Raw genomic sequence first — 24,578 nt, 5'->3', positions numbered from 1 at the left:
TGAGGGGCTTAGTCCTTCGTGCGGTCGATGGCGAACGACTCGAAGCGTACGCGCAGCGCCTCCTTGGCGTCCGGCGCCGCAAAAACCCCGGCCTCACCGGACCCCAACGGATCGCTCGCATCGGACACCTCGGCGACGAGCCTCTCGTTCACCCACATCCGCAACGCCACCTTGCCGCCGCCACCGCCGGCGGCGCACTCGGCGACGATCCGGTTGCTCCCGGTCGCCACCTTGGCCGCCGCCGGACCGTACAGCGGCGTGCCCTTCTGCCCGGTACGGCGCTTGACGATCGCAACCTGCCCCGAGCCGCTCACCCCGAACTCGTAGCGGTCCCCCGAGCTCGCCGAGCCGTGGCACCACACGCCGTACTCGCCGGACCCCTGTTCGCGCCGCGCCTGCGCGCTCACCACCACGCCGCCGTCCGGCTCCCGAGCGGGCGCCGACTTCCACAGGCGCCACCCCGACTTGGCGGTCAGCACGTAGACGCTCCCGGCAACCCGCGCGTCCCCGCCGTCGGACGCCCCGGTAGCCCAGGAGTCGCCGAACCCCGCCGTGTACGGCCGCCCCTCCCACACCCGAGGCACCACCACGACCCCCACCACCACAGCGGCCAGAACGGCGACAACCCCTGCCACCCACGGCCACCGGCGCCGCGCCACCCCACCACGGGCCCGCTTGCCATGCGGGGGCCCTCCGTCTGACACCGCATTCCGGCCAGGTGCGCTCGGTACAGCCACATCCCGGACATAACCGGACACGCTCGCACCAGGAGCGATCCGTGCGGTTCCGCTCACAGATGGCGCCCCCTGAACGGAAGCGCTGACACCATGAGCACTCCGCACAGACGCGCCATCAACCGGTCCCGCCAAGCCACGCGGCCCGGTCCAGGTGCGTTCCACCACCTGAGTGGCGGTGGCCGGGGTGAGATGCGTGCCTCCCATCAGGGACGCCAGCAGTTGCTGAGCCGTAGGACGAAGCCGCGGCTCCCTGGCCAGCGCCCGCTCCACCACATCCCGCAGACCCTCATCAAGACCGTCCAGCCGCGGCCCCTCGTTGACGATCCGATACAGCACCTCAGCCGGAGCCCCGCCCCCGAACGGCAACCGCCCGGTCCCCGCGAAAGCGATCACCCCACCCCACGCGTACACGTCGGCCGCCGGCCCGAGCGGCTCCCCGCGTACCTGCTCAGGCGCCATGAACGCGGGTGTCCCCAGGATCGCCTGGCTGGCCAGGCTGTCGGCATCGACGAGCTGCGCTATGCCGAAGTCGATGACGCGCGGACCGAGCGGCGACAGCAGCACGTTCGACGGCTTGAGGTCCCGGTGGACGACCCCCGCCCCATGGATGGCGCCGAGGGCGGTCGCGATGCCCACCGCCAGCGCCTCCAGGTCGGAGCCGGACAGCGGCCCCTGCTCCCGGACGGCCTGCGCCAGATCTGGCCCTTTAACGTATTCGGTGACGAGATAGGCGACATCTCCGTCGAGCCCGGCGTCCAGCACCGGAGCCGTGCAGAACCTGGCCACCCGGCGAGCCGCGGCCACCTCGCGTTCGAACCGCCGCCGGAACGCGGGATCGCGAGCCAGCTCAGGATGGATCACCTTGACCGCGGCCAGGCCACCGGTAGGCGTGGTGGCGAGGTGCACCTCACCCATGCCACCCCGCCCGAGCACCCGCCGCAGCGCGTACCCGCCTATGACCCGCTCACCACTCATCGCAGCCACCCTAGCCAGCGTCGGCCCGCGAGTCCGGGGGTGGGCCATCCGGGCTGATGATCGCCAGCAGGCCGTCGCGGTCGAACGCGTCCCCACGGCCGTACGCCTTCTCATAGGCCACGTCACCTAGCCGCTCACGGGCCAGGGCCGACACGCGGGCGACGTCACGATCACCCGCGAGCGCCGTACCCCGCCAGGTACGGGCGGCGCCCAGCAGCACGGCGGCCCGCTCATGATCCCCCGTCAGCCCCGCCACGCCCGCGAGCCCCTCGACCGCCCGCGCCACGAGGGGCCGGCTGTGCAGGCCGAGCGCCCGGTCCACCGCCTCCCGCTGCAGCTCCGCCGCCCGCACCGCCTCGCCCTCCTGCACGGCGATCCAGCCCAGCGCGATCAACACCCCCACATGACCAAGATCGGCCCCGAACGACCCCCCGGACGGCTCGTCCAGACGTCCGGTATCGGTCCAGCGCTCGCCCGGACGTCCGGTGCCGGTCCGGTGCTCGGTCAGCAGTTCTTCGTACGCCCGCCGCGCCCCCGCCACGTCCCCGCTCAGCCGGGCGACCTTCGCGAGCCCGTGCCGGGCCCTCCCCGTGGCCTCCAGGGCACCGGTCCGGCGGGCCAGCTCCAGAGCCTCCTCATAGGAGGCGCGGGCCGCGTCCAGGTCGCCCAGCAGGATGGTGCCCTCTCCGCGCCGGCAGAGCAGGTCGGCCCGGTCCTCGACGGCGCCGAGCTCGTCCGCCAGCCGCAACGCCTCCGCCACCAGCGCCGCGAACCGTTCGCCGTCCCCCCGCCAGCACACCAGCTCCGCGAGCTCCGAGAGCGTGGTCAGCATGCCCCAGCGCTCCCCGAGCGACCGGAAGCTCGCCAGGGCCAGCTCGAACTCGCGCTCCCCCGTCGCCACGTCACCCGCCAGCAACTGCGCGAGCACGCCGCGGCCGAGGTGGCTGAGACCGTCCGTCCAGGGGTCGGCACCGGTCTGGAGGCGTTCGGCCATGGCGTCGCGGTAGTCCGCGTCCGACGGACCGGCGAACGTGGCCCAGAAGAAGATGAGCTGAGGGCGGTGCTCGACCAGGTTCATCGAGGCCATGAGCCGTTTGGCCGTCGCCAGGTGCCGCCGTGGCTCGGTGCCGCCGCCGGGGATGGCGCCGAGGACGCAGAGGACGTACTCGCCCGCCAGCTCGGCGGGCGGCTCGGTGCCGACGACGGCCAGCAGTGAGCGGGCGGGACCCGCGCCCTCCGCCCGGCGGCCACGCAGCCACCAGTACGTGACCAGGTCCGCGACCAGCCGCAACCCCAGCCCGGGATCGGCCGCTACGGCCCAGCGGACGGCGGCGAGCAGGTTGTCGTGTTCGGCGTCGAGGCGGGCGAGCCAGTCGAGTTGTTCGGCACGGAGCAGGTGCGGCGCGGCCGTGCTCATCAGGGCCTGGAAGTGCTCGGCGTGCGCCTGCCGCAGCCGCTCGGTCTCTCCCGCCTCGGCGAGCCGCTCAGCGCAGAAGGCGTGAATGGTACGCAGCATCCGATATCGATCGCCGACCACCTCGACCAGCGACTTGTCGACGAGCCCCGCCACCACCCCCACGGCATCGGCGTCCCCGCACACGGCCTCGATCGACTCCAGCGTGGCGCCACCCGCGAACACGCTCAGCCTCCTGGCCAGCCGCTGCTCCGGTGCGTCCAGGAGCTCCCAGCTCCACTCGACCAGCGCGCGCAGCGTCCGGTGCCGCGGCTGGGCCGTACGACTCCCCCTGGACAGCAGGCCGAACGCGTCGTCCAGCCGCGCGGCGACCTCGGCCACCGGCAGCGAGCGGAGCCGGGCGGCGGCCAGCTCGATGGCCAGCGGCAGCCCGTCGAGCGCCCGGCAGATCCGCAGCACGTCACCCGCGTTACCCCCATCGACGGCGAAGCCGGGCCGCACGGCGGCGGCACGGTCGGCGAACAGGCGGACGGCGGGCGCGGACAGCGGCGGGGCGCCCTCGGCGGGCAGCGCCAGCGGGGTAACCGGGAACAGCGTCTCGCCCGTGACGCCGAGCGCCTCCCGGCTCGTGGCGAGGACCCGCAGGCCGGGACAGGCGCTGAGCAGCCGATGGGCGAGGGCAGCGGCGGCCTCGACGAGGTGTTCGCAGTTGTCGAGCACGATCAGCATCGGACGGTCCGCGAGGGCCACGACGAGCCGCTCGCCGGGAGAGCGCTGTTCCTGGGCGGAGAGCAGGCCGTCGCGCAGGCCGAGCGCGGCCAGTACGGCCCGCGCCACGTCACCGCCCTCGGCCAGCTCGCCCAGCTCGACGAAGGCGACCTCACCGGGATGCCGTACGGACGCCTCGATCGCCAGCCGGGTCTTACCCGCGCCACCGGGACCGATCAACGTGACCAGCCGGGCGGCGGCGAGCAGGCCCGCGATCGCCCCGAGATCCTCCTGCCTGCCCACAAAGCTGGTCAACTGGGACGGCGCCCCCCGAGAAGCGGAATTCACCGGTGAAACGGGCAGCTCACCCCGCAGCACGGCCAGATGGACGGCGGCCAGCTCCGGCGACGGATCCACCCCGAGCTCCTCGGCCAGCACGCTCCGGGCCGCCTCGAACGCGGCCAGCGCCTCACTCTGGCGCCCGCTCCCGTACAGGGCCCGCATGAGCTGCCCACGCAGCCGCTCCCGCACCGGATGGGCCGCGACCAGGCTCTGCAGCTCGGGTACGAGCTCGCGGTGCCGCCCCAGCGCCAGTTCCGCCTCGATCCGCTCCTCCGTGACGTCGAGCCTGAGCTCCTCCAGCCGCGTGACCTGGGCCGAAGCGAACGGCGCGTCGCGTACGTCCGCCAGCGCCGGCCCACGCCACAGCCCGAGCGCCCGGCCGAGCACGGCGGCCCGCTCCTCGGCGGACCCCGCGGCGCGGCCTTCGGCGGCCAGCCGTTCGAAGACCAGCGCGTCGACCTCGGCCGGATCGACGGCCAGCCGATAGCCCGCCGGATGGAACTCCACGGGCGCGTCCGACCCGAGCCCCCTGCGTAACCGGGAGACCTGGGACTGCAGGGCGTTCACGGCGCCGGGCTGCTCGCCGTACAGGCCGTCGAGCAGGCGTTCGCCGCTGACGATCCGGCCCGCGTCCAGGAGCAGCAGGGCGAGCAGCGCCCGCAGCCGTGGCCCGCCGGTCGCCATCGGGCTCCCGTCGGTACGGCACGCCTCCAAAGGACCAAGTACCCGAAACCGCACAACCCCGATTGTGGCCCCTCCCGGGCGCCGTCCGCGTACCGGACCGCGGCGGCGAGGGCCGTCGGGGAATTTCCAGTCCGGGCCCGCGACCATGAGAAAGGCATCAACGCGGCAGCATGATGAGAAAGAATGGACAATTTGCCATAGTCGCCAATGAAAACCCGGGTTACGCTGACCGGCGGGCGAGAGGGCAGCCTCTCTCATAGCCGAGGTATTATGACGATGGTTTCGGACGCCGTTATCGACGCACTGCTCATCGTTCCTCCCATCTCCCCATCGGAGACCAATCCGCCTCTCGGTCCCATGATCTTGGCGCGCGCGGCCGACCGTCACGGACTGAAAGTGAAAATCCTCGACCTGAACATCGAATATCTGCTGTCATTCCAGGGCGCCGCAGAAACCGTTGAGACGGGTGTGCTCGGCGATCACGGAAAGAACCGGGTGTTTCTAGCCACCGCGGCCGAGCGATTCTTTCGGGGCACCGGGCTGCCCACCACGGAGGCTCTGCACCTTCCCGACACCGCCGACGCCAGGGCCGGAATGCATTTCGCATTCGACACCCTGCACCACGCGACCGCCCGCGCCACAACCGATGCGATGCCCTGGTCCGAATGGCTGGACGAGCTGATCTTCGGAGCGACGACGACACCGCCGTCGGTCGTCGGAATCTCGATGATGGGACCGTCCCAGGTGTTTCTGGCGCTGGTCGTAGCCCGGCTCGTCAAACGGCACTGGCCACGTTCCGTAACGGTTCTGGGCGGCAGTCACGTCACCCTTCTCTCGGCCGAAATGGCGGCCGATCCGCGCTATCTGGCGTTCGTCGATTTCGCTCTGCCAGGGCATTCAGAGGAGGAGTTCGCCGCCCTGGTGAGGGATTTACGCCTGGGGCGAGGGCCTGCGACTGCGATCGTGCCGGCACCCGTTCCCGGCCGGTCGTTCGACTACCTTCCGCTGGCCGCGGCGGACCAACTCCGCGTCTACGATCCGGCCACGCTCACCATGCCACTGCAGTTCACCCGCGGTTGCTCCTACAGGCGCTGCACGTTCTGCACCTATCCCGTCGTGGAGCCCGCCCTCACCCCGTTGCACGCGGCACGAGCGGTCCAGGCGATCAACGCGCTGGTCAGCGAGTACGGTTTGACCCGGTTCTCGATCAAGGACTCGCTGTTCACGGTCCCGATGATGCTCAGCCTCGCCGACGAGCTGGCGCGCGCGGGTACCCACGTCCGGTGGAGCGCGACGACGAAGGCGACGCGGAGCCTGGTCACGCACGCGCCCCGGCTCGCCGGAGCAGGGCTGACCACGCTGGAACTCGGGGTGGAGACCATCCACCCGCGCAGCCAGCGGCTCTTCGACAAGGTCGCCGATCTCGGCATGATCGAGGACGTGGTGCGAGCCTGCGCGGACAGCGGCATCGCGGTCGTACTCAACCTCATCTTCGGATTGCCGAAAGAGTCGCTCGACCAGGCGGAACGGCAGCTCGACTGGTTCCTCCGGCAACGCGATCGGGCACCCGCCGGAATGGTCGACGGTTCCCTCAACCTGTTGGAAATCGTGCGAGGCTCACCTTTGGCACTGAACCCACCGCCCGAGGTGGAATTGCACGGCATCGCGCCATGGGCCTACAGCTACGCGTGGAACGCTCCGATGTGGCGTCCGGAGCTCGCCGAGCGACTCCGGGCGGTGGAACTGCGATCGACGGGCCTCACACCGCAGGCAGCAGTCGGCGCAGATCCCTGATCCGGTAGTCGGACTCGCATTCGCGGAACTCGAACTCGGGATGGGCGAACAGGTAGCAACTCCCCCCGCTGACCTCTTTCAGCCGCATGTCGCTGGGCGAGTCGCCGACGATGACGATGTCGTCGTAGTCGTGAGCGTCGCCCAGGAATTCGGCCAGCACCTGGGCCTTGGTCCGCCGGGCGTCTCGGCTGTGCTGGTCCACGGCGAAAGCGCGGCCGCTGGGAAAGAACTCATCCAGACTCAGCACCTTGAGGAAGGTCTCCAGTGTGGCCGGGCGGGTGTTGGAGATGAGGATCTGGTGGTGCTTGCCATCGATGGCCGACAGCACTTCGATCGCGTGTGGGGTCGGCTCGATCCCGTCGCACTGCATTTCCGGATTGATCTCCGACAGCTCGAAGCACGCTTCCTGCAGTCGCATCGCCTGCTCATAGGCGTCTTCACCCAGCAGCCACGTGAAGTACTCGTACCACTTCTTTCCGTAGAGCGCCATGCCGTCTTCGTCGGTGAAACGTTCAGCGTGACCGAAACACCGGAGAACCTCGTTGGAGATGCTTACCACGGCCAGATGATTACCCTGCTCAAGCGTGCCGTGGAGATCCCAGACAAAGAGCTTCTTCATGGTGATCACACCTACCCCGGGCCCGCATCCCGTCATAGTGGTCGCAGCATTTCCAACATCTGCGCCAGGCGAGCCCACAGCTTAGCATCGACCTCGTCATCACGAAGCGAGTCATGAATTCTCCGCAGTTCCTCGAAGCCCTCTCGTGGCAGAGTGAGCCGGCGAACGAGAAGGATGTCCATAAACGTGAAGAGGTCTATGGCTCGCCGGGGCCCGGGAACCTTCTCGATCGTCGTCGAACGCTCGAACACCCCCATTATCTGTCGCAGAGTAGCAACACACGGACGGTATGGTGATTCATCGGTATATGGCGGCCCCATTGTTGCGTCCATGTCGCCGTAGTAATAAAGCACGTAACCCCGGCATTGAGCTCGCATGACGGGATCTCGTTCCAGCTGCTCGAAGAACCTGCCGTCCATGCCGGACGCGCCACGATGGCACAGCGCCCACTGGATCGCGGCCGACAGGAACAGGTTGTCCTCCCCGTCCAGCAGTTCCTCCAGGACCGGCACGCTCTGCGGAATGGTCCGCGAGAGGAGATAGATCAACAGATTGCACACGGCCTGGGCCTGGGGGGTCACGGCGCCCGAGCGTGCTACCCGGTAGGCGCCGACGAGGGTGTCCCGCAGCGTACGACAAGACACCGCCCTGAGCTGGACGACCAGATGATGCCGGATCTCCCGGGTGAGATCGTGACGCAGGACCTCGTTGACGCTCTCAGCGTCCGGCCGGCCGACCAGTACGTCGCGGACATGACGGGCCACGAGGTATTCGAAGAACGAGTAGTGCCGGAATTCGCCCACCTCGATGCCCTGGACCGTACGGATCTCCAGGATCAGGTCGAGCAGGCGACGCGTCGTTCGGCCGCCCAGATCACCGGGCAGCACCTCCAAAAAGTCACCGAGGGCGATGGCGTTCTGGGCGGCCGCGCCGGCGGAGTGCACGGCCCACGCGGCCGCGCGCCAGACCTGTAGCGCGCTGTCGGCGATCCCGGCTGAGGATTCGGCCACGCGGGCCAGCTTCGTGAGGTATTCCCCGTACAGCGCTGCCGGGCCGGCTACGTCGCGGGCCGCGTGCTCGCCGATGAAGGTCAGCATCCGCGCGTAGAGCGGACGTGTCACCAGGTGCGACAGATCATCGTTGGCTGTCACGGTCCCGTACATCAGTGACGATTCCGCCAACAGCCCGGCACCGGTCAACCGCCGAAGGTAGTCGTCGAACTCCACCTCCACCCGCCAAGGCGCCAGCACGTAGATCTCGTCGAACTCCGTCTCCAGAATGAGCGGCGACAGCTCGTGCTCGTACTCGCGCCGCCTGGACGTCACCAGAGCGGGACGGAGCCGGAGCAATTCCCGAAGCCCGCGCGCCAGGTGCTCCCGCTCAGCGGCCGCCTCGTCCAGTCCGTCCAGGAACAAGACGGCGCCCGGCAGGTTGCTCAGCTCCGGCCACTCCGCTCGGGACAGCAGCTCGCGGTGGTCACGTGCCCGCACCGGGAAAGGGTGGAGCCCCAGCGTCAGGCCGCGCTGGACCAGCTCGAAGAGCGCAACGCTCTTGCCCGCGCCCGGCTCGCCGAGCAGGAGCACCGACCGGCCCTGGGCGAGCGCCTCCGCAACAATGTCCAGGGTCAGCACTGGCCCCTGCTGGTCGTGGTAGCGGACGATCCGGGTCTCGACCAGCAACGCGGCTCGGCGAAGTTCGTGAAGGCTCATGTCGAGGGGGTACGCGGTCCTGCGACGGCCCAGGGTACGGACCAGGTCGTCCGAGAGCTCGGTGACGGGTTGGGCCGTTGCCACCGGCGCCGGCTGGTCCTCGTCGGGGGCGAGGCGGCCCAAGGCTCGGAGGATCATGGTGAGATCCCTGGTCAGCGGCTCCTTGCGATAGTTCCGCTCCCAGGACCAGTGCGGATTGCGGAGCTTGGCGACCGCGCGATGCCGTTCGGTCACCGCCCGCCCCGCCCACTCCCCCAGGGCGAAGAGCATCCTGGCGGCGACCTGGTCACTTGCCCGCAACTGCCGCTCGGTCACTTCTTCGAGCACCGCGATGAGGACACGTACGCGGGCCTGCTGGGAGGCGCCCTTTCCGGCACGGGACAGAACGGCCGGATGCCGGAGCAACGGGGAGTGCTCCAGGTCCGCGCGGTACAACCCCGGCGTGACGAGCTCCCGCAACGCGCCGAGCTGCTCCGGGAAGGAGTCCGAACGGGGGAGATCATTCATCGGGCGGCTCGCATTCCGTTGCCTGGGATGCTACGCAACCGATCCTCCTGGGCCGGGAACCTCGACGATTATCGGCGCTCTTTCCCGGATTTCGGCGTTTGTACTACGACTCATCACGAAGCGATTTCGGAACTGTGAAGGGAGTACATCCGAACGCCGCAGAGGAGCATCACCCGATGGATCTCCAGCTCGTGACAGCCTTGATCGCCCTGGTCGCCGCCGTCGCACCGATCGTCGCCGCCGTACTGTCCGCCCGGCTGTCACGTACCGGCGAGCGTAGGGATGACCACGGCGACGATCAGCAGCCCCACAAGTGAACACGCGGAGCAACGGTCACTTGCCGTTAGGTGTCTTTCGCCTAGTCCTGGGCGCTGCGGCCTTCTGTTCTGGTGATGCCGATCGTGCCGGTCGAGCCGCGCAGGCCGAAGCCGTACCGGTACTGCTGCCGTGCCCGCGCCGTCGTGAGCATGTCGCCGATGGCCGCGGTGCCCAGCCGGCGCCAGGTGCCGCCGCTCTCGGCATAGGAGGTGATCCGGTCGCCGGACAGCGACAGGGCGAAGCGGTCGCCCCGCTTGAGGGTCAGCGGCGCCGCGCCCGGGGTGCTGACGAAGGCGCCGTCCATCTGGACCTCGAGCCCCGACTCCTTGCGGGTGTTGTTGTACCAGGCGGTCACGTAGCTGTTGCCGTTCTTCACCCAGCCCACGAAGACGCTGTCCTCCGGCTGCCCGGTGCCCGCGAACGTGCCCGCCGTCAGCACGCTCACGGCCGCCCCGGACTCCGGCAGACCGCTCTCCCCCGCCACCAGGCCGAAGAACGGTGTCGATCCGGTCCCGGTGAACTGGCCGCCGCCGGCTCTGATCGCCGGCATGGCCTCGGCACTGTGCGGCTGGAACGTGGCGTACTGCCGGGAGGTGTCCTTGCCGAACTGGTCGGCGACATCGACGTGCGGGAACGTCGCGAGGTTGAAGGGCGCGTCCGGGCCGCTCGCGCGTTCCCGGCCGTCGAGCCAGGAAGGCACGAGCAGCACCGCGGACGTCACGGCCACTGCCGCGACCACGGCCAGCACGGCCACCAGCGCTCCCCGGGACGACCTGCGTCGTACGGGCCTGCCGGACGGCGAGGTCGGCCGGCGATCCGGCTCCCCACCGACCGGCCGGAACCTCGGCCCGTCCGGCTCCCCGCCACCCGGCCCGAACCTCGCTCCGTCCAGCGGACCGGCCTGCGCGGCCGGGTCGATGATCGTCTGGCCGTTGGACAGCGTGGCCGAGTGCCGCCCCCGGGATGGAGGGCCGACGTCCTCACCGGTGAGATCGCTCAGCAGTCTGGCGGCGGCTGGGCGGGCCGCCGGATCCTTGGCCAGGCAGGCGGTCACCATCGGCAGGAGGGGAGCGGGTACGCCGGAGAGGTCCGGGTGCCCGGACAGGATGCCGTGCAGGACCGCCGGAACGGCCTGCCCGGGAAAGGCGATTCGCCCGGTCGCGGCGAAGACCATCGTGCCGGCCCAGGAGAACATGTCGGAGGCCGCGGCGAGCGGCTGGTCGGTGAGCTGCTCCGGCGACATGTAGGCGGGAGTGCCGGCCAGCTCGGTGTTGCTCGTCATGTGATCGAGGGCACGGGCGATGCCGAAGTCGATCACCACCGGCCCTTCCGGCCCGAGGATCACGTTGCCCGGTTTGAAGTCACGGTGCACGATCCCGGCCCGGTGGATCGAGGCGAGCGCGGTCAGCGTGGCGACCGCCAGCCGTTCCAGCCCGCTGCCGGTACGCGGCCCGTCGGTCTTGACCAGCGCGTCGAGTGAGGGGCCTGGGACGTACTCGCTGACGATGTACGGCCGCTCGCCTGCCATCCCGGTGCCGAGGACCCTGGCCGTGCAGAAGGCGGCGACGCTGGCCGCGACCTCCGCCTCGCGCAGGAACCGCCGCCGGATCTCGGGATCGGCCGCCAGCCGGGCGTGCAGCACCTTGATCGCCACCGGCGCCCGCCCGGGCGCCTCCCCGAGGTACACCCTGCCCTGGCCGCCCTCTCCGAGCACGGCCGAGATCCGGTAGTCACCGATGCGTTCCGGTTCCCGGAACTCCAGCACCCGAGGAACCGTCACCGTCCACCCCGCTACGATCAGCTGATCCCCAAAGGCCGCGCCAAGGCTAGCGTCCGGCCGCACAGCAGCGCCGGAGATTTCCGATATTTCCCGCTATCCGCGACAGGCCTACTGGTACCGCCCGACGTTCTGGGCGAACTGGCCGGTGTAGTTTCCCGGCGGGTCGTAAACGGCTACGACATACCAGCGATCGGAGACGCTGCGGGCCAGGCCGACGCCGAGTTTCCTGCTGCCTTTCCAGACCACCTGCGTGAAATTGCCCGTGGCATTGCTGAATCCGGGATTGTCGTAGTCATATTCGGCGGCCCCATCCATCCATGCCTTGACCACCTCGGCAGGCGTCGGCTGGTTCGGCCATGACATGAAGAGATTCTCCCCATAAGGGCCATGTGAGCGGCTCAGCGAGCCGTCGGCGGCGGCCATTCTCTGCGCCCGGCGAGTGGCGTACCGCGTCAACTCCGGGTCGAGACCCAGGGGCTCGGCGCCGTAATGAGCGCGGTAGGCCTTGTGCTGGGCGGCCATACCGGTGGAGAAGGAATCCGCGACGGAGCTCGCGGCAGGCACCGAGGCGGACATCGTGAGGGCGGCCGCGCCCATCAACGCGACGACGACTTTGCCGATATTTCGCATCTACGCTTTCCTTCTTCGGCGGTAATAACAGCGATATCCATGATGCTGTCCCGTCCGCCGGTTCCAGGGAGCGACACGCCTTTTCGAGGCACGCCGAGGAGCTCGGGAAGAAAAACCGATTCCTCACGTACGCCGGTTTCAGTACACTCGCCACGGACAGCGCCCGCTGCGGGCGCATTGACGAGTGAGGGGAGCCGGCCGTGCGACACAGCACCGCTTCGGTCATCCCCCCGTCACGGTACGAGGTGATCCTGGTGTCTTCGTCGGCCCGGGGTCGGCTGCGCGGCCGGCACTGGACGTCCCTGACGAACACCTGATCCCTGCCCGAAACCAAGTTCGTCCGGGAATCGCGCTGTCCTGTTCGGAGCGTCCCGAAGGGCCATAGGCCATGCGTACCAACCTGCACGACTCCCTGACCAGCGTCCGTAACCTGGGCATCCTCGCCCACGTCGATGCCGGCAAGACCACCATCACCGAGCGGATGCTCTACATCACCGGCGCCACGTACAAACGTGGCGAGGTACACGACGGGACGACCACCACCGACTTCGATTCACAGGAGCGCGACCGCGGGATCACCATCTTCGCCGCGGCCGTGAGCTGCTCCTGGGACGGCCACCGGATCAACCTGATCGACACCCCGGGCCACGTCGACTTCTCCGATGAGGTGGAACGTTCGCTGCGGGTGCTCGACGGCGCGATCGCGGTGTTCGACGGCGTCGCGGGGGTCGAACCGCAGAGCGAGTCGGTCTGGCGGCAGGCCGACCGGTACGGCGTGCCGCGCATCGCCTTCGTCAACAAGCTGGACCGCGCCGGCGCCGACCTCGACGCGGCGGTCGAGTCGATCCGCGAGCGACTGCGCGTGGTCCCGCTGGTGGTCCAGCTGCCGATCGGGCAGGAGGACGGGTTCACCGGGGTGGTGGATCTGCTGCGCCTGCGCTCATGGGTCTGGTCCGGCGACACGGTCGAGGAGGGCCCGGTGCCGGACGCCCTGCGGGAAGAGGCGCGGCGGCGCCGCCGGCTGCTTGAGGAGGCGGTGGCCGAGCTGCACCCGATCGCGCTGGAGGAGTTCTGCGCGGAGTCGGCGATCTCCGCGCGGACCCTCACCGCCGCGCTACGCGACCTGACCCGTACCGGTGAGGGCGTCGTGGTGCTGTGCGGATCGGCGTACCGCAACCGCGGGATCGAGCCGCTCCTGGACGCCGCCGTGTCCTACCTGCCCTCGCCGCTGGACGTGCCGGCGGTACGCGGCACCCACGACGGCGAGGTGCGGGAGCGCGCCGCCGACCCGGCGGGGCCGGTCGCCGCGCTGGTGTTCAAGGTGCAGTCGACCGCCACCGGGCGGCTGACGTACCTGCGGGTGTATTCGGGAACGATGCGGAAGGGAGACGCGGTGCTGGACACCGGCGCGCGGCGTACCGAGCGGATCGGCCGGATCCTGCGGGTGCAGGCCGACCGGCACACCGAGGTGGACCGGGCGGCGGCCGGGGACATCGTCGCGGTGGTCGGGCTGAAGGCGGCCCGCACCGGCGCCACCCTGTGCGCACCCGAGGCGCCGCTGCTCCTCGAACCGCCGACGGTGGCCGATCCGGTGGTCTCCGTGGCGGTCGAGGCGCGCAAGAGCACCGAGGTCGACCGGTTGGCGGCGGCGCTGGCCCGGCTGGTGGAGGAGGACCCTTCGCTCGTGGTCCGCGCCGACGCCGAGACCGGTCAGACGGTGCTGTCGGGCCTGGGTGAGCTGCATCTGGAGGTCGCGGCGGAGAAGATTCGCCGCGCCCACGGGCTGGATGTCGCCATCGGCCGGCCGCAGGTGGCCCATCGGGAGACGGTCGCTCGCGGGGTCTCCGGGTTGCTGTACCGGCACGTCAAGCAGGACGGAGGGGCGGGCCAGTTCGCCCATGTCGTCCTCGACGTGGATCCGCTGGACGCCGCCGACGGCGCGGTGTTCCACTCGACCGTCGTCGGCGGCCGGGTGCCACGGGAGTACGTCCGGGCGGTGGAGGCCGGTTGCCGTGACGCCCTGGCCGACGGTCCCCTCGGGGGGCACCCGGTGACCGGCCTGCGGATCACCCTGACCGACGGAGCCACCCATCCCAAGGACTCCTCGGAGCTGGCGTTCCGTACGGCCGGTCGGCTCGCGCTGCGCGAGGCACTGCGGGCCAGCCTCATGGTGTTGCTGGAACCGGTGGTCGAGGTCACGGCCACCGTGCCCGACGACGCCGCCGGTGGGGTGCTCGGCGACCTGGCGGCCCAGCGTGGCCGGATCTCGGGCTCGACCGCGCGGGCCGGCACGGTGGTGATCACCGCGATCGTGCCGCTGGCCGAGGTGTTCGGGTACGCGACCCGGCTGCGTAGCCGGACCCAGGGCCGGGGCACCTTCACCACCCGGGCCGCCGGTTACGCCCCGGTCCGGTAGCACCTGACGATGGCCCCGTCCGCACGCGGACGGGGCCATCCCTATTTATCCGGACGGAAGCGGCGCGGCGGCGTGTGGATGTCGAAGCTCAGCCGCGGCTGGGCCAGCACCGAGTGCGGCGACATGTCCGGCGTGATCAGGCCGAGCCGTTCGAAGAGCGGAAAACTCGCGGTGGCGGCGACGAGATACCGGGGCCGCATCGGCGGGTGCCAGATGCTGTACACCCCCACCTGCCCGTCTCGCCGCCGGTACCAGCCCTGGGTGGGATGGGTGAGCCGTTCCAGCCAGTCCGACTCGTCCCTGAACCCGGCCAGCCGGGTGAGTGGTTCCGGGATGAGCTCGGCCGCTTCGCAGCGGGCGTCCCCGGCCGCCAGCCGCCAGCGGGCCGGCTCGGCGTCCCAGTCCGCCTCGATCGCGATGCGCTCGCGGCTCCACGGCATCCCCCACAGATGCTGCGGGATCGCGACGACCGGGTGGTCCAGGCGGGTGCCGAAGAACCAGACGCCCGGCTTGCCGTACGCGGTGACGTAGGCCCGGTAGTTGACCTGCCCGCAGTCGATCCCCACCGGCGGGAAGAACCGGAAGTGGAAGTCCCGGTCCCGGAACGCGACCGCGGACACCAGGGCTCCGGGACCATCATCGAAGGTCATCTCCATCGGGGCGAAACCCGGGGGCAGGTGCCGGGCCAGCGCGTCGGCGTCCACCCGGTAGCTGACGATCGCGAAGTCGTCCAGCTCCGTCCGGGCGTGGAACCAGCGCGGGCGCGGCCGGGGGGTGCCGACGAAGCTCATGCTCAGAACAGTACGACCACCGCTAGTCACGTGCGCCGATCAGCTCGACCGGACGCCGGCTGAGAACGAGCCGCGCGGGCAGCGCCGTGGCGAGGAGGGCGAGGGCCGCGGCGGCGGCGATCACCGCGAGGTAGGTGAGCGGCGGGATGTGCGGCACGACCGAACCGGTCATGCCCGTGCTGAACGCCGCCAGGGTGACCAGCGCGATCCCCGTCCCGAGCGCCACCGCGATGCCGACCGCGACCAGGGTCTCCAGGCTCAGCATCCGCAGCACCTGCCGGCGGGTGGTGCCGACCAGGCGCAGCAGGGCGAGCTCCCGCGATCTCGACGAGGTGGACATGGCGATGGTGTTGACCACGGCGATCGCGGTGAACGCGATGATCAGGCCCATCGCCACGTAGTTCACCTCGGCGTTGGCCGCGCCCGCCTCGACCGCCTGGGCCCGGTCCAGCACGCCGACCCCCGGCGCGGCCCGTTCCAGATCCGCCCGGGTCACGGAGGGAGCCGCGACCAGCACGGTGCCGAGCGGGTCGTCCACGTGCCCGGCCACCAGCGTGTGGGAGAGCGTGAGGTCGCCGAAGCCCAGCCCGCGCGAGTAGATCGCGACGACGCGCAGCTCGGCGGGGGTGCCGTCACCCAGCGTCAGGCGGAGCTTCGCGCCCGCCGAGACACCGAGCCGCTCGGCCGCCGTCCGGCTGACCGCGACGGAGCCGTCATCGAGACGGTCGAGCGAGCCGGCGACCACGTCCAGGTCCATGGTCCTGCCGAGCCCGTCGGCGGTCACGGCCTGCGCGCCGTACTTGTCCAGGCCGACCCGCACGGAGGTACGCAGCACTTCGGTGACCGCCTCCACCCCCGGGAGCCCGCGCACGGCCGCCGCCGTGCCGGACGGGACGTGCGGGCCGAGGACGTGCTCCGCCCTGGTGCCCGCCGTCGCCTGTTCCTGGGCCGCGTGCCCCATCGTGGTCTGGACGAACAGGATCGTGCAGGTCATCGCCACCATCAGGCTGAGCGGCGTGACGACCGAGGCCAGCCGCTTGGACGTGGCCCGCAGGCCAGCGCCGGCCAGGTATCCGGCCGTCCTGGCCGCCCGGAGCGGCACCCCGAGCAGGGCCGTCGCCGTACGCGCGATCACCGGGCCGAGCAGCGACACGGCGACCGTCCAGACCAGCGCGGTGAGCAGGGTGAGCGGGCTGGAGGCCGCCTCGGTGGTCAGGGCCGACAGCACCAGCGTCAGCACGACACCGCCCGCGGCGCACAGCAGACCGGCGACCAGCCGGCCCACGGGAACGCGCGCCGCCGGCAGCTCGGCCTCGCCGAGTGCCTCCACCGGGCGGATGCGCACGGCGCGGCGAGCCGAGAGGTGAGCCGCCGCCCAGGCCGCCAGCACGGCCGCGCCCAGCGCGGCGAGCATGGGGAACGGGCTGACCACCAGCCGCAGGTTCTCCGGCATCGCGCCCAGCGCGACGAACCTGGAGCGCAACCAGAATCCCAGGCCGACGCCGGCCGCCGAGCCGAGGGTCCCGGCCACCACGCCGACCAGCAGCGCCTCGCCGCCGAGCATCCCGCGCACCTGGCGGGGAGTGGCCGCGACGGCCCTGAGCAGGGCGATCTCCCGCTGGCGCTGCTGGATGGAGAGCGCGAACGTGCCGACCACCACGAGGATCGCCACCAGCAGCGCGGTCCCGCCGAGCGCGCCGCCCAGGCTGATCAGCTTCACCCGCGCCTTCTCGGCGCCCAAGAACTCCGCGGCACCGCGTTCGTCCCCGGTGTACGCGAGCGCGCCCTTCAGCACCCCGGACACGTCCACCCCGGGGAAGACGCCGATCGCGCCGACCTGCCCCGCCCGGCCCGCCATGCGCCGGGCCTCGGCCGTGGCGAAGAACAGCGTGTCCTGGCTGGGCAGATCCTGGGCAGTGACACCGGTCACCTGATAGGTCCTGCTGCCGGCCGCCGTCCACACGGGCACGCGGGCGCCCACGGAGAGCCCCGACGCGGCCTCCACGACCACCTCACCCTCCGCCTTCGGCGCACGTCCCGTACGCAACGTGTACGGAGTGAGCGCCGCCGACTCCCAGCCATGCCCCTGGAACCGGCGCCCAGCCACGTAGGCGGGGAAGCTCACCTCGGTCACCACCCGCGCGACGCCGGGGACCCGGCGCAGCCGGTCGGCCAGCGACGCCGGCACCCAGGCCTGCTCGGACAGCTGCTTGGCCTTGGTCTTGGTCTTCTCCTCCGACTTGCGGACCGTCTGATGGACGAACTGGTCCCCGGTGACGATCACCGGGGCGCCCGCGTAGCGCTCGGGGGCGACGGATCCGCGCAGTCCCGTGTCCAGCAGCATGCCGCAGGCGCAGACCAGGGCGGCGGCGCAGAACAGCGCGACGAACGCCCCCGCGAAGGCGGCCTTGCGGTGCCGAAGCGTCCGCAACGCCACCGAGATCATCTCCATGGAGATCAACGCACCCACGCTCCCAGCCTGGTCATCCGCTCGGCGACCCGCTCGGCGGTGGGGACCGCCAGGGAGTCGACGATCCTGCCGTCGGCCAGGAACAGCACCGCGTCGGCGTAGGAGGCGGCCACCGGGTCGTGGGTGACCATCACCACCGTCTGTCCCGTCCCGTCCACGATCTCCCGCAGCAACGTCAGCACGTCACGCGCGGTCATCGTGTCCAGCGCACCGGTCGGTTCGTCACCGAACACGACCTCGGGCCGGGTGACCAGCGCCCTGGCGATGGCCACCCGCTGCTGCTGGCCGCCGGACAGCTGCGCGGGCCGGTGGCCCGTCCGCCCCTCCAGACCCACCTTGGACACAACCTCGTCGAGCCAGGCGCGGTCCGTCCGCACCCCCGCCAACCGCAGCGGCAGCGTGATGTTCTCGATCACGGTGAGCGCCGAGACCAGGTTGAACGCCTGGAACACGAAGCCGATCCGCTGCCTGCGCAGCACGGTCAGCGCGGTCTCGTCCATCCCGGCCAGTTCGGTGCCGCCCAGCCGTACCGAACCCGAGGACGGCACGTCCAGCCCCGCCGCGCAGTGCAGGAACGTGCTCTTGCCCGACCCCGAAGGGCCCATGACCGCGGTGAAGCTCCCGCGGGGAATGCCCACCGACACTTCGCGCAGGGCCGCGACCGCGCCCTGCCCCTTCCCGTACACCTTGCTCACCGCGTCCAAGCGCAGCACGTCTGTCATGGCTTCTACCCTGCTGACCAGGGTCGGCGCGGAACAGAGAGCCGATCACGCATCCACCATGACGTCATCATGATCCGGACACTGATAGACATACCACTGTGATTCGTGTGCTTCTCGCCGAGGACCAGCACGTCATCAGGGGCGCCTTGGTCGCACTGCTCGGCCTCGAACCGGACCTGGAGATCGTGGCCGCGGTCGAGTCGGGCGACGCCGCCATCCCCTCGGCCCTGGTTCACCGGCCGGATGTCGCGGTGCTCGACATCGACATGCCCGGCACGCTCGACGGCCTGGCCGCCGCGGCCGAACTCCGCGTGAAGCTGCCGTCGTGCCGCACGCTCATGCTGACCGGGCACGGCAAGCCGGGGCACCTGCGCCGCGCGCTCGGGGCGCAGGTGGACGGGTTCCTGCTGAAGACCGCGCCGCCCGAGGACCTGGTCTCGGCGATCCGCGAGGTCGCGGCCGGCAAGCGGGTGCTCGATCCCTCGCTGGCGGTCACCGCCTGGGATCTGGCCGACAACCCGCTGACCCCCCGGGAGGCCGACGTGCTGCGCATGGCGGCGGGCGGCGCGGACGCGGCCGAGATCGCGGCCCAGCTCTTTCTGGGCGCGGGGACGGTGCGCAACTACCTGACCGCCATCGTCGCCAAGCTCAACGCCCGCAACCGTACGGACGCCGTGCGCATCGCCACCGAGGCGGGCTGGATCTAACCGACCGGCCCAGCTACAGGAAGGGAGCTGGGCGCCTGGGCCGTCAGCTCGAACCAGCCGTCCTCGCGAGCCGTGCCGAGCCGTCCGTCCAGCGCCGCCAGGCGGGTGGTCAGGTTGCCGATCCCGGCCGAACCAGGCCGCCCCTCCGCCGAACGCACGCCGTCGTTGCGTACGCGGAGCCGTACCACTCCGTCCGCCACCACCGTCGTGATCGCGCAGTGCCGGGCCGAGCTGTGCCTGAGCACGTTGGTCACCGCTTCCCTGAGCACCGTGCCCAGGACGTTCTCCACCTCCGTGGGCAGCTCCCCGTGCGCGAGGTCGAGCTCCACCTGGATGCCCGCGGCGGCCAGCACCGACCGTGCCGACGCGGCCTCGGCGGCCAGCGACATCGCCGGCTGTTCGCCGGAGATCACCCGCAGGTCCGCCTCCGCCTTCTCGGCCATGGCCAGCACGTCCGCCAGCTCGTCCCGGGCCCGCTCGGGGTCCAGGCGTCTGGCCAGCTCGCACTTGAGCAGGATCGCGGCCAGGCTGTGCCCCAGCAGATCGTGCAGGTCACGGGCGGCGCGCAGGCGCTCCTCGACCACGGCGGAGCGGGCCAGCGCCTGCCTGGCCTCCTGCAACTCCCGTACGAGCTGGGCCAGTTTGAGCAGCCCGTACACGACCAGCCCGGTCACGACCGTGCTCGCGGCGAAGTTGACCGTGACCGGGACCGGCAGCCCGAGCAGCACCGCGCTCGCCGCCACGCTCGCCGTCACGCACCCGACCAGGGGCCAGGCCACCCGCCACCGGAACGCGAGCAGGATCGGGCCGGCCAGGAACCCGGCCACGCCCAGCCAGGCCCTGCCGAACACCGGAATCGGCAGGTAGAACAGCAGCGCCATCACCGTGAGCGCGGCCATGTGCCGCCCGTTGACGTACCGGAGCTGCATGCCGACGATCACGGCGAGACAGGCCGCCGCGGGCACCAGCAGGCTCGCGGGGACGAGCAGCAGTGCCTTGATCGAGAATCCGACCAGCACGGCGGCCAGCAGCGCGACGGACAGCCGGTAGGCGCCCGGGTCCTCCTCGGCCCGCACCGGCCCCTCGGGCAGCACGGCGTCGACGGTCAACCAGCCCTCGGCGGACAGGCCCGTGGTCAGGCTGCCACCCGCCTGGCTGAGCTGCGGGGCCAGGTCGGCCAGGCTCTCGTCCTCGGCGGTGCGGGCGCCGTCATGGGTGACGCGCAGCCGGACCGTGCCGTCGGCCGCGGTGGTCTCGATCACGCACGTTCTGGCGGTGTTCTGCCGTACGGCCTCGGTCACCACCTCCCGCAGCACCGCCGCGAGCAGCGCGCCCGCAGGGCCGAGCGGCTCGGAGTGACCGACCCGCGTCTCGGTCTTGATCCGCGCTGCCGTCAGCATCGCGCGGGCGGTCGTCATCTCGGGCGCCAGTGACGTGGCGCGGTAGTCCGCGGCGGCGTTCCTGGCGGCGGCCAGGGAGCCGCGGGCGGTGCCGACGACCTCGCCGAGCACCTCCGCGGCGCGCTCCGGCTGACCCATGACCGACCGGACGCCGGCCGCGATCGCGGCGAGCCCTCTGCCGAGGCCCTCGCTCAACCCGGTGGCGATGCGCAGCCGCTCCTCGGCCGCCGCCGCCAGCGCCAGCGCCAGCCGGGCGGCGTGCATCTCGTCCACCCGATCGGTGAGCCGGGTGAGACCGTAGATCACCAGGGCGATCAGCACCATGCTGATCGCGGGGTCCGCCGGACCGGCGACGGCGGCGCTGACCGCCACCAGCGGGGCCAGCGGCCAGGCCGGGGTCAGCAGCAGCGACCCGCCCAGGAAGCCGAGCAGCCCGACCGAGGTGCCGAAGCCGAGCGTGGCCGCGTAACCGACCAGCGCCTGTACGACCAGCAGCCACGGCCCCCTGAACCGCCGCAGGGGGCGCAGCACGTAGACGAGCTGCAGCCCGAACGCCACGAGCGCGAGCGGCGAGCCCGCCAGCAGATAGACGGACGTGAACCCGGCGAGCACCACGATGACGATCCCCCGCGCCAGGCGCGGCACCGGAACCTGCGACAACTCACTCCCCCGTGTCAGACCAGGAGCAAGCCTATGGCCGGGTTGTCCGTTTTGTGAGGAGGTCATGGATCGTCGGTGACGCGGTCTCTGGTTCGAAGTTCCGCGGCCCGACAGAGTCGATCACACAAGCCGAACGATCACTGAACAGGACCCACCCCAATGCGAAACCTTGCCAGACTGTCCGCCACCGGAGCAGCCACCGCCGTCCTTGCCGCGAGCCTCGTCGCCCCCGCACAGGCGGCGGCCACCTCCTGGAGTGCCTGCCCCGCCGCACCCGGTGTCGACGCGCGGCAGGAATGCGCCACCCTTCAGGTTCCCCTGGACTACCAGGCGGCCGGCGGGCCGACGATCTCGCTGGCCGTGTCGCGGATCAGGACCGCCAAGCCCGCCGCACGCCGTGGCGTGCTGCTGCTCATCCCCGGCGGGCCGGGCAGCCCCGGCCTGAACCGGCCCAGCGCCCTGGTCAAGAAGCTGCCGCAGGACGTGCTCGACCGCTACGACATCATCGGGTTCGACCCGCGCGGCGTGGGCCAGAGCTCGCCGGTCTCGTGCGGGCTCGAGACCCGTGATCTCTCGCTCACCAGGCTCAAGCCGTACCCCGACGCCGACGGCGGCATCGCGGAGAACGCCGCCTGGTCGCGCAGGATCGCCGAGGCCTGCGCCCGCAACGGCGGGCCGCTCATCCGGCACATCACCACCCGCAACGAGGCCCGGGACATCGACGGCATCCGCCGGGCGCTGGGCGAGCGGAAGATCTCCTACTGGGGCGTCTCCTACGGCACCTACGCGGGCGCCGTCTACGCCACCATGTTCCCCGAGCGCACCGACCGGGTCGTCCTGGACAGCAACGACGATCCCGATCCGAACCGGGTGGCGCGGCAGTGGCTGGCCAACTACACCGTCGGCGTGGAGGATCGCTTCCCCGACTTCGCCGCCTGGGCCGCGGCTCGTGACGGCGAGTACGGCCTCGGCACCGACGCGGCGGCGGTCCGCCAGAGCTTCCTCAAGCTCGCCGCCGACCTGGACCGCGACCCCCTGCCGTGGCCGGGAGCCAATCCGGCGGAGCTGAACGGCAACCTCCTGCGGGAGACCATGCTCAACGCGCTCTACTCCGACGCGAACTTCCCCGTGCTGGCCGGGCTCATGCGAGCCGCCCTGACCAAGGGCGAACTGCCTCCGTCGAACACGCCGCCGGCGGCCGTCATGCAGAACACCGCCGCCAGCGCCGGCGCCACCATGTGCAACGACGTCGAATGGCCGGACTCGGTCGCCGCGCACCAGCGGCAGGTGGCGCGTGACCGGGTCGCCCACCCGCTGACCGCGGGCATGCCGGTCAACATGGGGCCGTGCGCGTACTGGCCGGTCAAGCCCGCCGAGCGGCCCGTACGGGTCGGCTCGAACGGCCCCGCCAACGTGCTGCTCATCCAGAACCTGCGTGACCCGTCGACGCCGTACAGCGGCGCGCTGAAGATGCGCCAGGCGTTCGGGCAGCGGGCCCGCATGGTCAGCGTCGACTCCGGCGGCCACGGCGTCTACCTGGCCAACGGCAACGCCTGCGGCGACCGGTCCGTCACCGACTTCCTGACCACCGGGCGCCTGCCGCTGCGTGACAAGAACTGCTAGCTCTCCGCTCCGCAGGCGCGCAGAGCGGCGCGGGCCGCCTCCTCCAGGAGGGTGAGGTCACTGGCGACGGAGGCGAAGGTGAACCCGCTCGCCAGGCGCGTGGCCGCCTCCGACCCGGAATGGCACTGGATGCCGCAGGCCAGCCCCGCGGCCTTCGCCGCCGCGGTGATCCGGTCCAGCGCCTCGGTGAAGCCCTCGACCTCGGCTCCCGGCCGTGGTGCGCCGAGAGCCAGCGCGAGATCGGCCGGCCCGACGTAGACGCCGTCGAGGCCGGGGGTACGGCAGATCTCCTCGATCGCCTCCAGGCCGCCGAGGGTCTCGATCATGACGATGCAGGCGATCGCCTCGTCGGCCTCCCTGGGATCGGGCCCGATGCGCAGACCCGACCTGAACGGCCCGAAGCTACGCCCGCCGATCGGCGCGTAACGGCAGGCGTGTACGGCCGCGGCGGCCTCCTCCGCGGAGTCGACCAGCGGGACGATCACCCCCTGCGCCCCCGCGTCGAGCGCGCGCCCGATGTGGGTGAGGTCGTTCGTCGCGACCCTGGCCACCATCACACTCCCGCCCGCGTCGGCGGCGACGGCGCAGGCCAGGTAGCCGGCGTAGTCGATCAGCCCGTGCTGCAGGTCCAGGCACAGGTAGTCGTAGCCGAGCCCGGCGAGGCGCTCGGTCGCGATGGGGTTGGCGGTCACCTGCCAGAATCCGGCCAGCCGCTCTCGTTCGCGCAGGCGTTGGGCGAATCTCATGACGAGCTCCTATCGGTCGCAGGGCGGCGCCACACCGCACAGCCGGGACTGCTCACCCGATCATGCCCCGCCCGCGCACAGCCCACCATCGATGGTGACGATGACGCCGCTGGTGTAGGCGGAGCGGTCGGAGGCGAGGAACGCCATCATGTCGGCGATCTCCCGCGGCATGGCCGGCCTACCGAGCGGGAACCGCGCCGCCGCCTCCCGGAAGCGGTCGCTGGTGGCGATGAGCTTGGCGATCCGCTCGGTCTCGACCGGCCCCGGGTTGATCCCCACCACGCGGATGTTGTCGCGCAGGCTGCGCCCGCCGAGCGCCCGGGTGAACGCCATGAGCGCGGCGTTGCCGGCACTTCCGGCGATGTACGCGGAGTCGACCCGCTCCCCCGCCGCGCCGATGTCATTGATGATCACACCGTGCCCGCGGGCCTTCATCCGGGCGTAGACGAGCCGGGTGAGGTTGATGTAGCCGAACACCTTGAGCTCCCACCCGTCCCGCCAGGTCCGTTCGTCCACCTCGTCCAGCGAACCGGCCGGGATGTCCCCCGCGTTGTTGATCAGGATGTCGATGTCCGGGACGGCCTCGGCCAGGGAGGTGACGCCCTCGGGCCGCCGCAGGTCGACCGGATGCACGGTGACCTCGACACCGTGCGCCGCCCGTAACCGCTCGGCCACCTCGTCCAGAGCGGCCTTGTCCCGTGCGGCCAGGTGCAGGTGACAGCCCTCCTCGGCCAGCACCTCGGCGGCCGCCGCGCCGATCCCCTTCGAGCCGCCGGTGACGAGCGCGCTCCTGCCACGAAGCCGAAGATCCATGACCAGCCCCATT

Annotated in this window: 17 protein-coding genes; 5 read left to right on the top strand and 12 right to left on the bottom strand. The window is 71.2% G+C overall.

What is annotated here, in order from left to right:
• Positions 1-8: 8 nt before the first annotated feature.
• Complete coding sequence (locus tag KME78_RS43215) at positions 9-1,712, bottom strand: serine/threonine-protein kinase (RefSeq protein WP_219535391.1); 1,704 nt, start codon at positions 1,710-1,712, stop codon at positions 9-11.
• Positions 1,713-1,722: 10 nt separating this feature from the next.
• A complete protein-coding gene (locus KME78_RS43210) occupies positions 1,723-4,860 on the bottom strand; it encodes an AfsR/SARP family transcriptional regulator (RefSeq protein ID WP_246653194.1) in 3,138 nt (1,045 codons plus the stop codon).
• 270 nt (positions 4,861-5,130) lie between these two features.
• Here KME78_RS43210 and KME78_RS43205 point away from each other — a divergent pair, with 270 nt between their 5' ends.
• Positions 5,131-6,654 (top strand): B12-binding domain-containing radical SAM protein, encoded by a 1,524-nt coding sequence (locus KME78_RS43205; protein ID WP_219535387.1) that lies wholly within the window; start codon positions 5,131-5,133, stop codon positions 6,652-6,654.
• On the opposite strand, the gene KME78_RS43200 is transcribed toward KME78_RS43205, so the two are convergent.
• Positions 6,620-7,273 (bottom strand): HAD family hydrolase, encoded by a 654-nt coding sequence (locus KME78_RS43200; RefSeq protein ID WP_246653211.1) that lies wholly within the window; start codon positions 7,271-7,273, stop codon positions 6,620-6,622. The genes KME78_RS43205 and KME78_RS43200 overlap by 35 nt on opposite strands.
• A 32-nt stretch (positions 7,274-7,305) precedes the next feature.
• Positions 7,306-9,489, bottom strand: a complete 2,184-nt coding sequence (locus KME78_RS43195; protein ID WP_219535383.1) for an NACHT domain-containing protein — start codon at positions 9,487-9,489, stop codon at positions 7,306-7,308.
• A gap of 176 nt (positions 9,490-9,665) precedes the next feature.
• Between KME78_RS43195 and KME78_RS43190 the strand changes: the two genes are divergently transcribed.
• Positions 9,666-9,806 (top strand): hypothetical protein, encoded by a 141-nt coding sequence (locus tag KME78_RS43190; protein WP_219535381.1) that lies wholly within the window; start codon positions 9,666-9,668, stop codon positions 9,804-9,806.
• A gap of 41 nt (positions 9,807-9,847) precedes the next feature.
• Here KME78_RS43190 and KME78_RS43185 read toward each other — a convergent pair whose 3' ends face one another.
• Both KME78_RS43185 and KME78_RS43180 read right to left on the bottom strand, forming a co-directional pair.
• Complete coding sequence (locus KME78_RS43185; RefSeq protein ID WP_219535379.1) at positions 9,848-11,587, bottom strand: serine/threonine-protein kinase; 1,740 nt, start codon at positions 11,585-11,587, stop codon at positions 9,848-9,850.
• A 108-nt stretch (positions 11,588-11,695) separates the two neighbouring features.
• Entirely contained in the window at positions 11,696-12,217 is a 522-nt protein-coding gene (locus KME78_RS43180) for a CAP family protein (RefSeq protein ID WP_219535377.1), read from the bottom strand.
• A 388-nt stretch (positions 12,218-12,605) separates the two neighbouring features.
• On the opposite strand from KME78_RS43180, the gene fusA reads away from it, so the two are divergent.
• Positions 12,606-14,633, top strand: a complete 2,028-nt coding sequence (gene fusA / locus KME78_RS43175; RefSeq protein ID WP_219535375.1) for an elongation factor G — start codon at positions 12,606-12,608, stop codon at positions 14,631-14,633.
• Between the two features lie 41 nt (positions 14,634-14,674).
• On the opposite strand, the gene KME78_RS43170 is transcribed toward fusA, so the two are convergent.
• The 3 genes from KME78_RS43170 to KME78_RS43160 are packed head-to-tail and all read right to left on the bottom strand — an operon-like array spanning position 14,675 to position 18,616.
• Positions 14,675-15,424, bottom strand: coding sequence for a DUF2071 domain-containing protein (locus tag KME78_RS43170; RefSeq protein ID WP_219535373.1), 750 nt, complete (start codon positions 15,422-15,424; stop codon positions 14,675-14,677).
• 22 nt (positions 15,425-15,446) lie between these two features.
• Positions 15,447-17,894, bottom strand: coding sequence for an ABC transporter permease (locus tag KME78_RS43165; protein WP_308127351.1), 2,448 nt, complete (start codon positions 17,892-17,894; stop codon positions 15,447-15,449).
• Positions 17,882-18,616, bottom strand: coding sequence for an ABC transporter ATP-binding protein (locus tag KME78_RS43160; protein WP_214633622.1), 735 nt, complete (start codon positions 18,614-18,616; stop codon positions 17,882-17,884). The genes KME78_RS43165 and KME78_RS43160 overlap by 13 nt, the downstream gene beginning before the upstream one ends.
• 98 nt (positions 18,617-18,714) lie before the next feature.
• On the opposite strand from KME78_RS43160, the gene KME78_RS43155 reads away from it, so the two are divergent.
• Positions 18,715-19,323 carry a response regulator transcription factor gene (locus KME78_RS43155; protein WP_219535371.1) on the top strand — a complete coding sequence of 203 codons (609 nt, stop codon included), beginning with the start codon at positions 18,715-18,717 and terminating at the stop codon, positions 19,321-19,323.
• Here KME78_RS43155 and KME78_RS43150 read toward each other — a convergent pair.
• The gene (locus KME78_RS43150; RefSeq protein ID WP_219535369.1) at positions 19,320-21,383 is read right to left on the bottom strand and encodes a histidine kinase; all 2,064 of its coding nucleotides are present in this window, start codon (positions 21,381-21,383) and stop codon (positions 19,320-19,322) included. The two genes, KME78_RS43155 and KME78_RS43150, sit on opposite strands and share 4 nt — an antisense overlap.
• Before the next feature lie 159 nt (positions 21,384-21,542).
• On the opposite strand from KME78_RS43150, the gene KME78_RS43145 reads away from it, so the two are divergent.
• Complete coding sequence (locus KME78_RS43145; RefSeq protein ID WP_219535367.1) at positions 21,543-23,006, top strand: alpha/beta hydrolase; 1,464 nt, start codon at positions 21,543-21,545, stop codon at positions 23,004-23,006.
• Here the strand turns inward: KME78_RS43145 and KME78_RS43140 are convergent.
• Complete coding sequence (locus tag KME78_RS43140; protein WP_219535365.1) at positions 23,003-23,752, bottom strand: HpcH/HpaI aldolase family protein; 750 nt, start codon at positions 23,750-23,752, stop codon at positions 23,003-23,005. The two genes, KME78_RS43145 and KME78_RS43140, sit on opposite strands and share 4 nt — an antisense overlap.
• A 60-nt stretch (positions 23,753-23,812) precedes the next feature.
• On the bottom strand, positions 23,813-24,565 hold the full coding sequence (locus KME78_RS43135) for an SDR family oxidoreductase (protein WP_219535364.1): 753 nt from the start codon (positions 24,563-24,565) through the stop codon (positions 23,813-23,815).
• Positions 24,566-24,578: the final 13 nt, after the last annotated feature.

The organism is Nonomuraea guangzhouensis, assembly GCF_019396345.1.
Lineage (GTDB): Bacteria > Actinomycetota > Actinomycetes > Streptosporangiales > Streptosporangiaceae > Nonomuraea > Nonomuraea guangzhouensis.
This window is presented reverse-complemented; position numbering and strand designations above follow the sequence as displayed.

Bases quoted from the DNA above. Each gene is read 5' to 3' on its own strand.
- KME78_RS43215 (WP_219535391.1), bottom strand. From the start codon at position 1,712: ATGAGTGGTGAGCGGGTCATAGGCGGGTACGCGCTGCGGCGGGTGCTC.
- KME78_RS43210 (WP_246653194.1), bottom strand. From the start codon at position 4,860: ATGGCGACCGGCGGGCCACGGCTGCGGGCGCTGCTCGCCCTGCTGCTC.
- KME78_RS43205 (WP_219535387.1), top strand. From the start codon at position 5,131: ATGACGATGGTTTCGGACGCCGTTATCGACGCACTGCTCATCGTTCCT.
- KME78_RS43200 (WP_246653211.1), bottom strand. From the start codon at position 7,273: ATGAAGAAGCTCTTTGTCTGGGATCTCCACGGCACGCTTGAGCAGGGT.
- KME78_RS43195 (WP_219535383.1), bottom strand. From the start codon at position 9,489: ATGAATGATCTCCCCCGTTCGGACTCCTTCCCGGAGCAGCTCGGCGCG.
- KME78_RS43190 (WP_219535381.1), top strand. From the start codon at position 9,666: ATGGATCTCCAGCTCGTGACAGCCTTGATCGCCCTGGTCGCCGCCGTC.
- KME78_RS43180 (WP_219535377.1), bottom strand. From the start codon at position 12,217: ATGCGAAATATCGGCAAAGTCGTCGTCGCGTTGATGGGCGCGGCCGCC.
- fusA (WP_219535375.1), top strand. From the start codon at position 12,606: ATGCGTACCAACCTGCACGACTCCCTGACCAGCGTCCGTAACCTGGGC.
- KME78_RS43170 (WP_219535373.1), bottom strand. From the start codon at position 15,424: ATGAGCTTCGTCGGCACCCCCCGGCCGCGCCCGCGCTGGTTCCACGCC.
- KME78_RS43160 (WP_214633622.1), bottom strand. From the start codon at position 18,616: ATGACAGACGTGCTGCGCTTGGACGCGGTGAGCAAGGTGTACGGGAAG.
- KME78_RS43145 (WP_219535367.1), top strand. From the start codon at position 21,543: ATGCGAAACCTTGCCAGACTGTCCGCCACCGGAGCAGCCACCGCCGTC.
- KME78_RS43140 (WP_219535365.1), bottom strand. From the start codon at position 23,752: ATGAGATTCGCCCAACGCCTGCGCGAACGAGAGCGGCTGGCCGGATTC.
- KME78_RS43135 (WP_219535364.1), bottom strand. From the start codon at position 24,565: ATGGATCTTCGGCTTCGTGGCAGGAGCGCGCTCGTCACCGGCGGCTCG.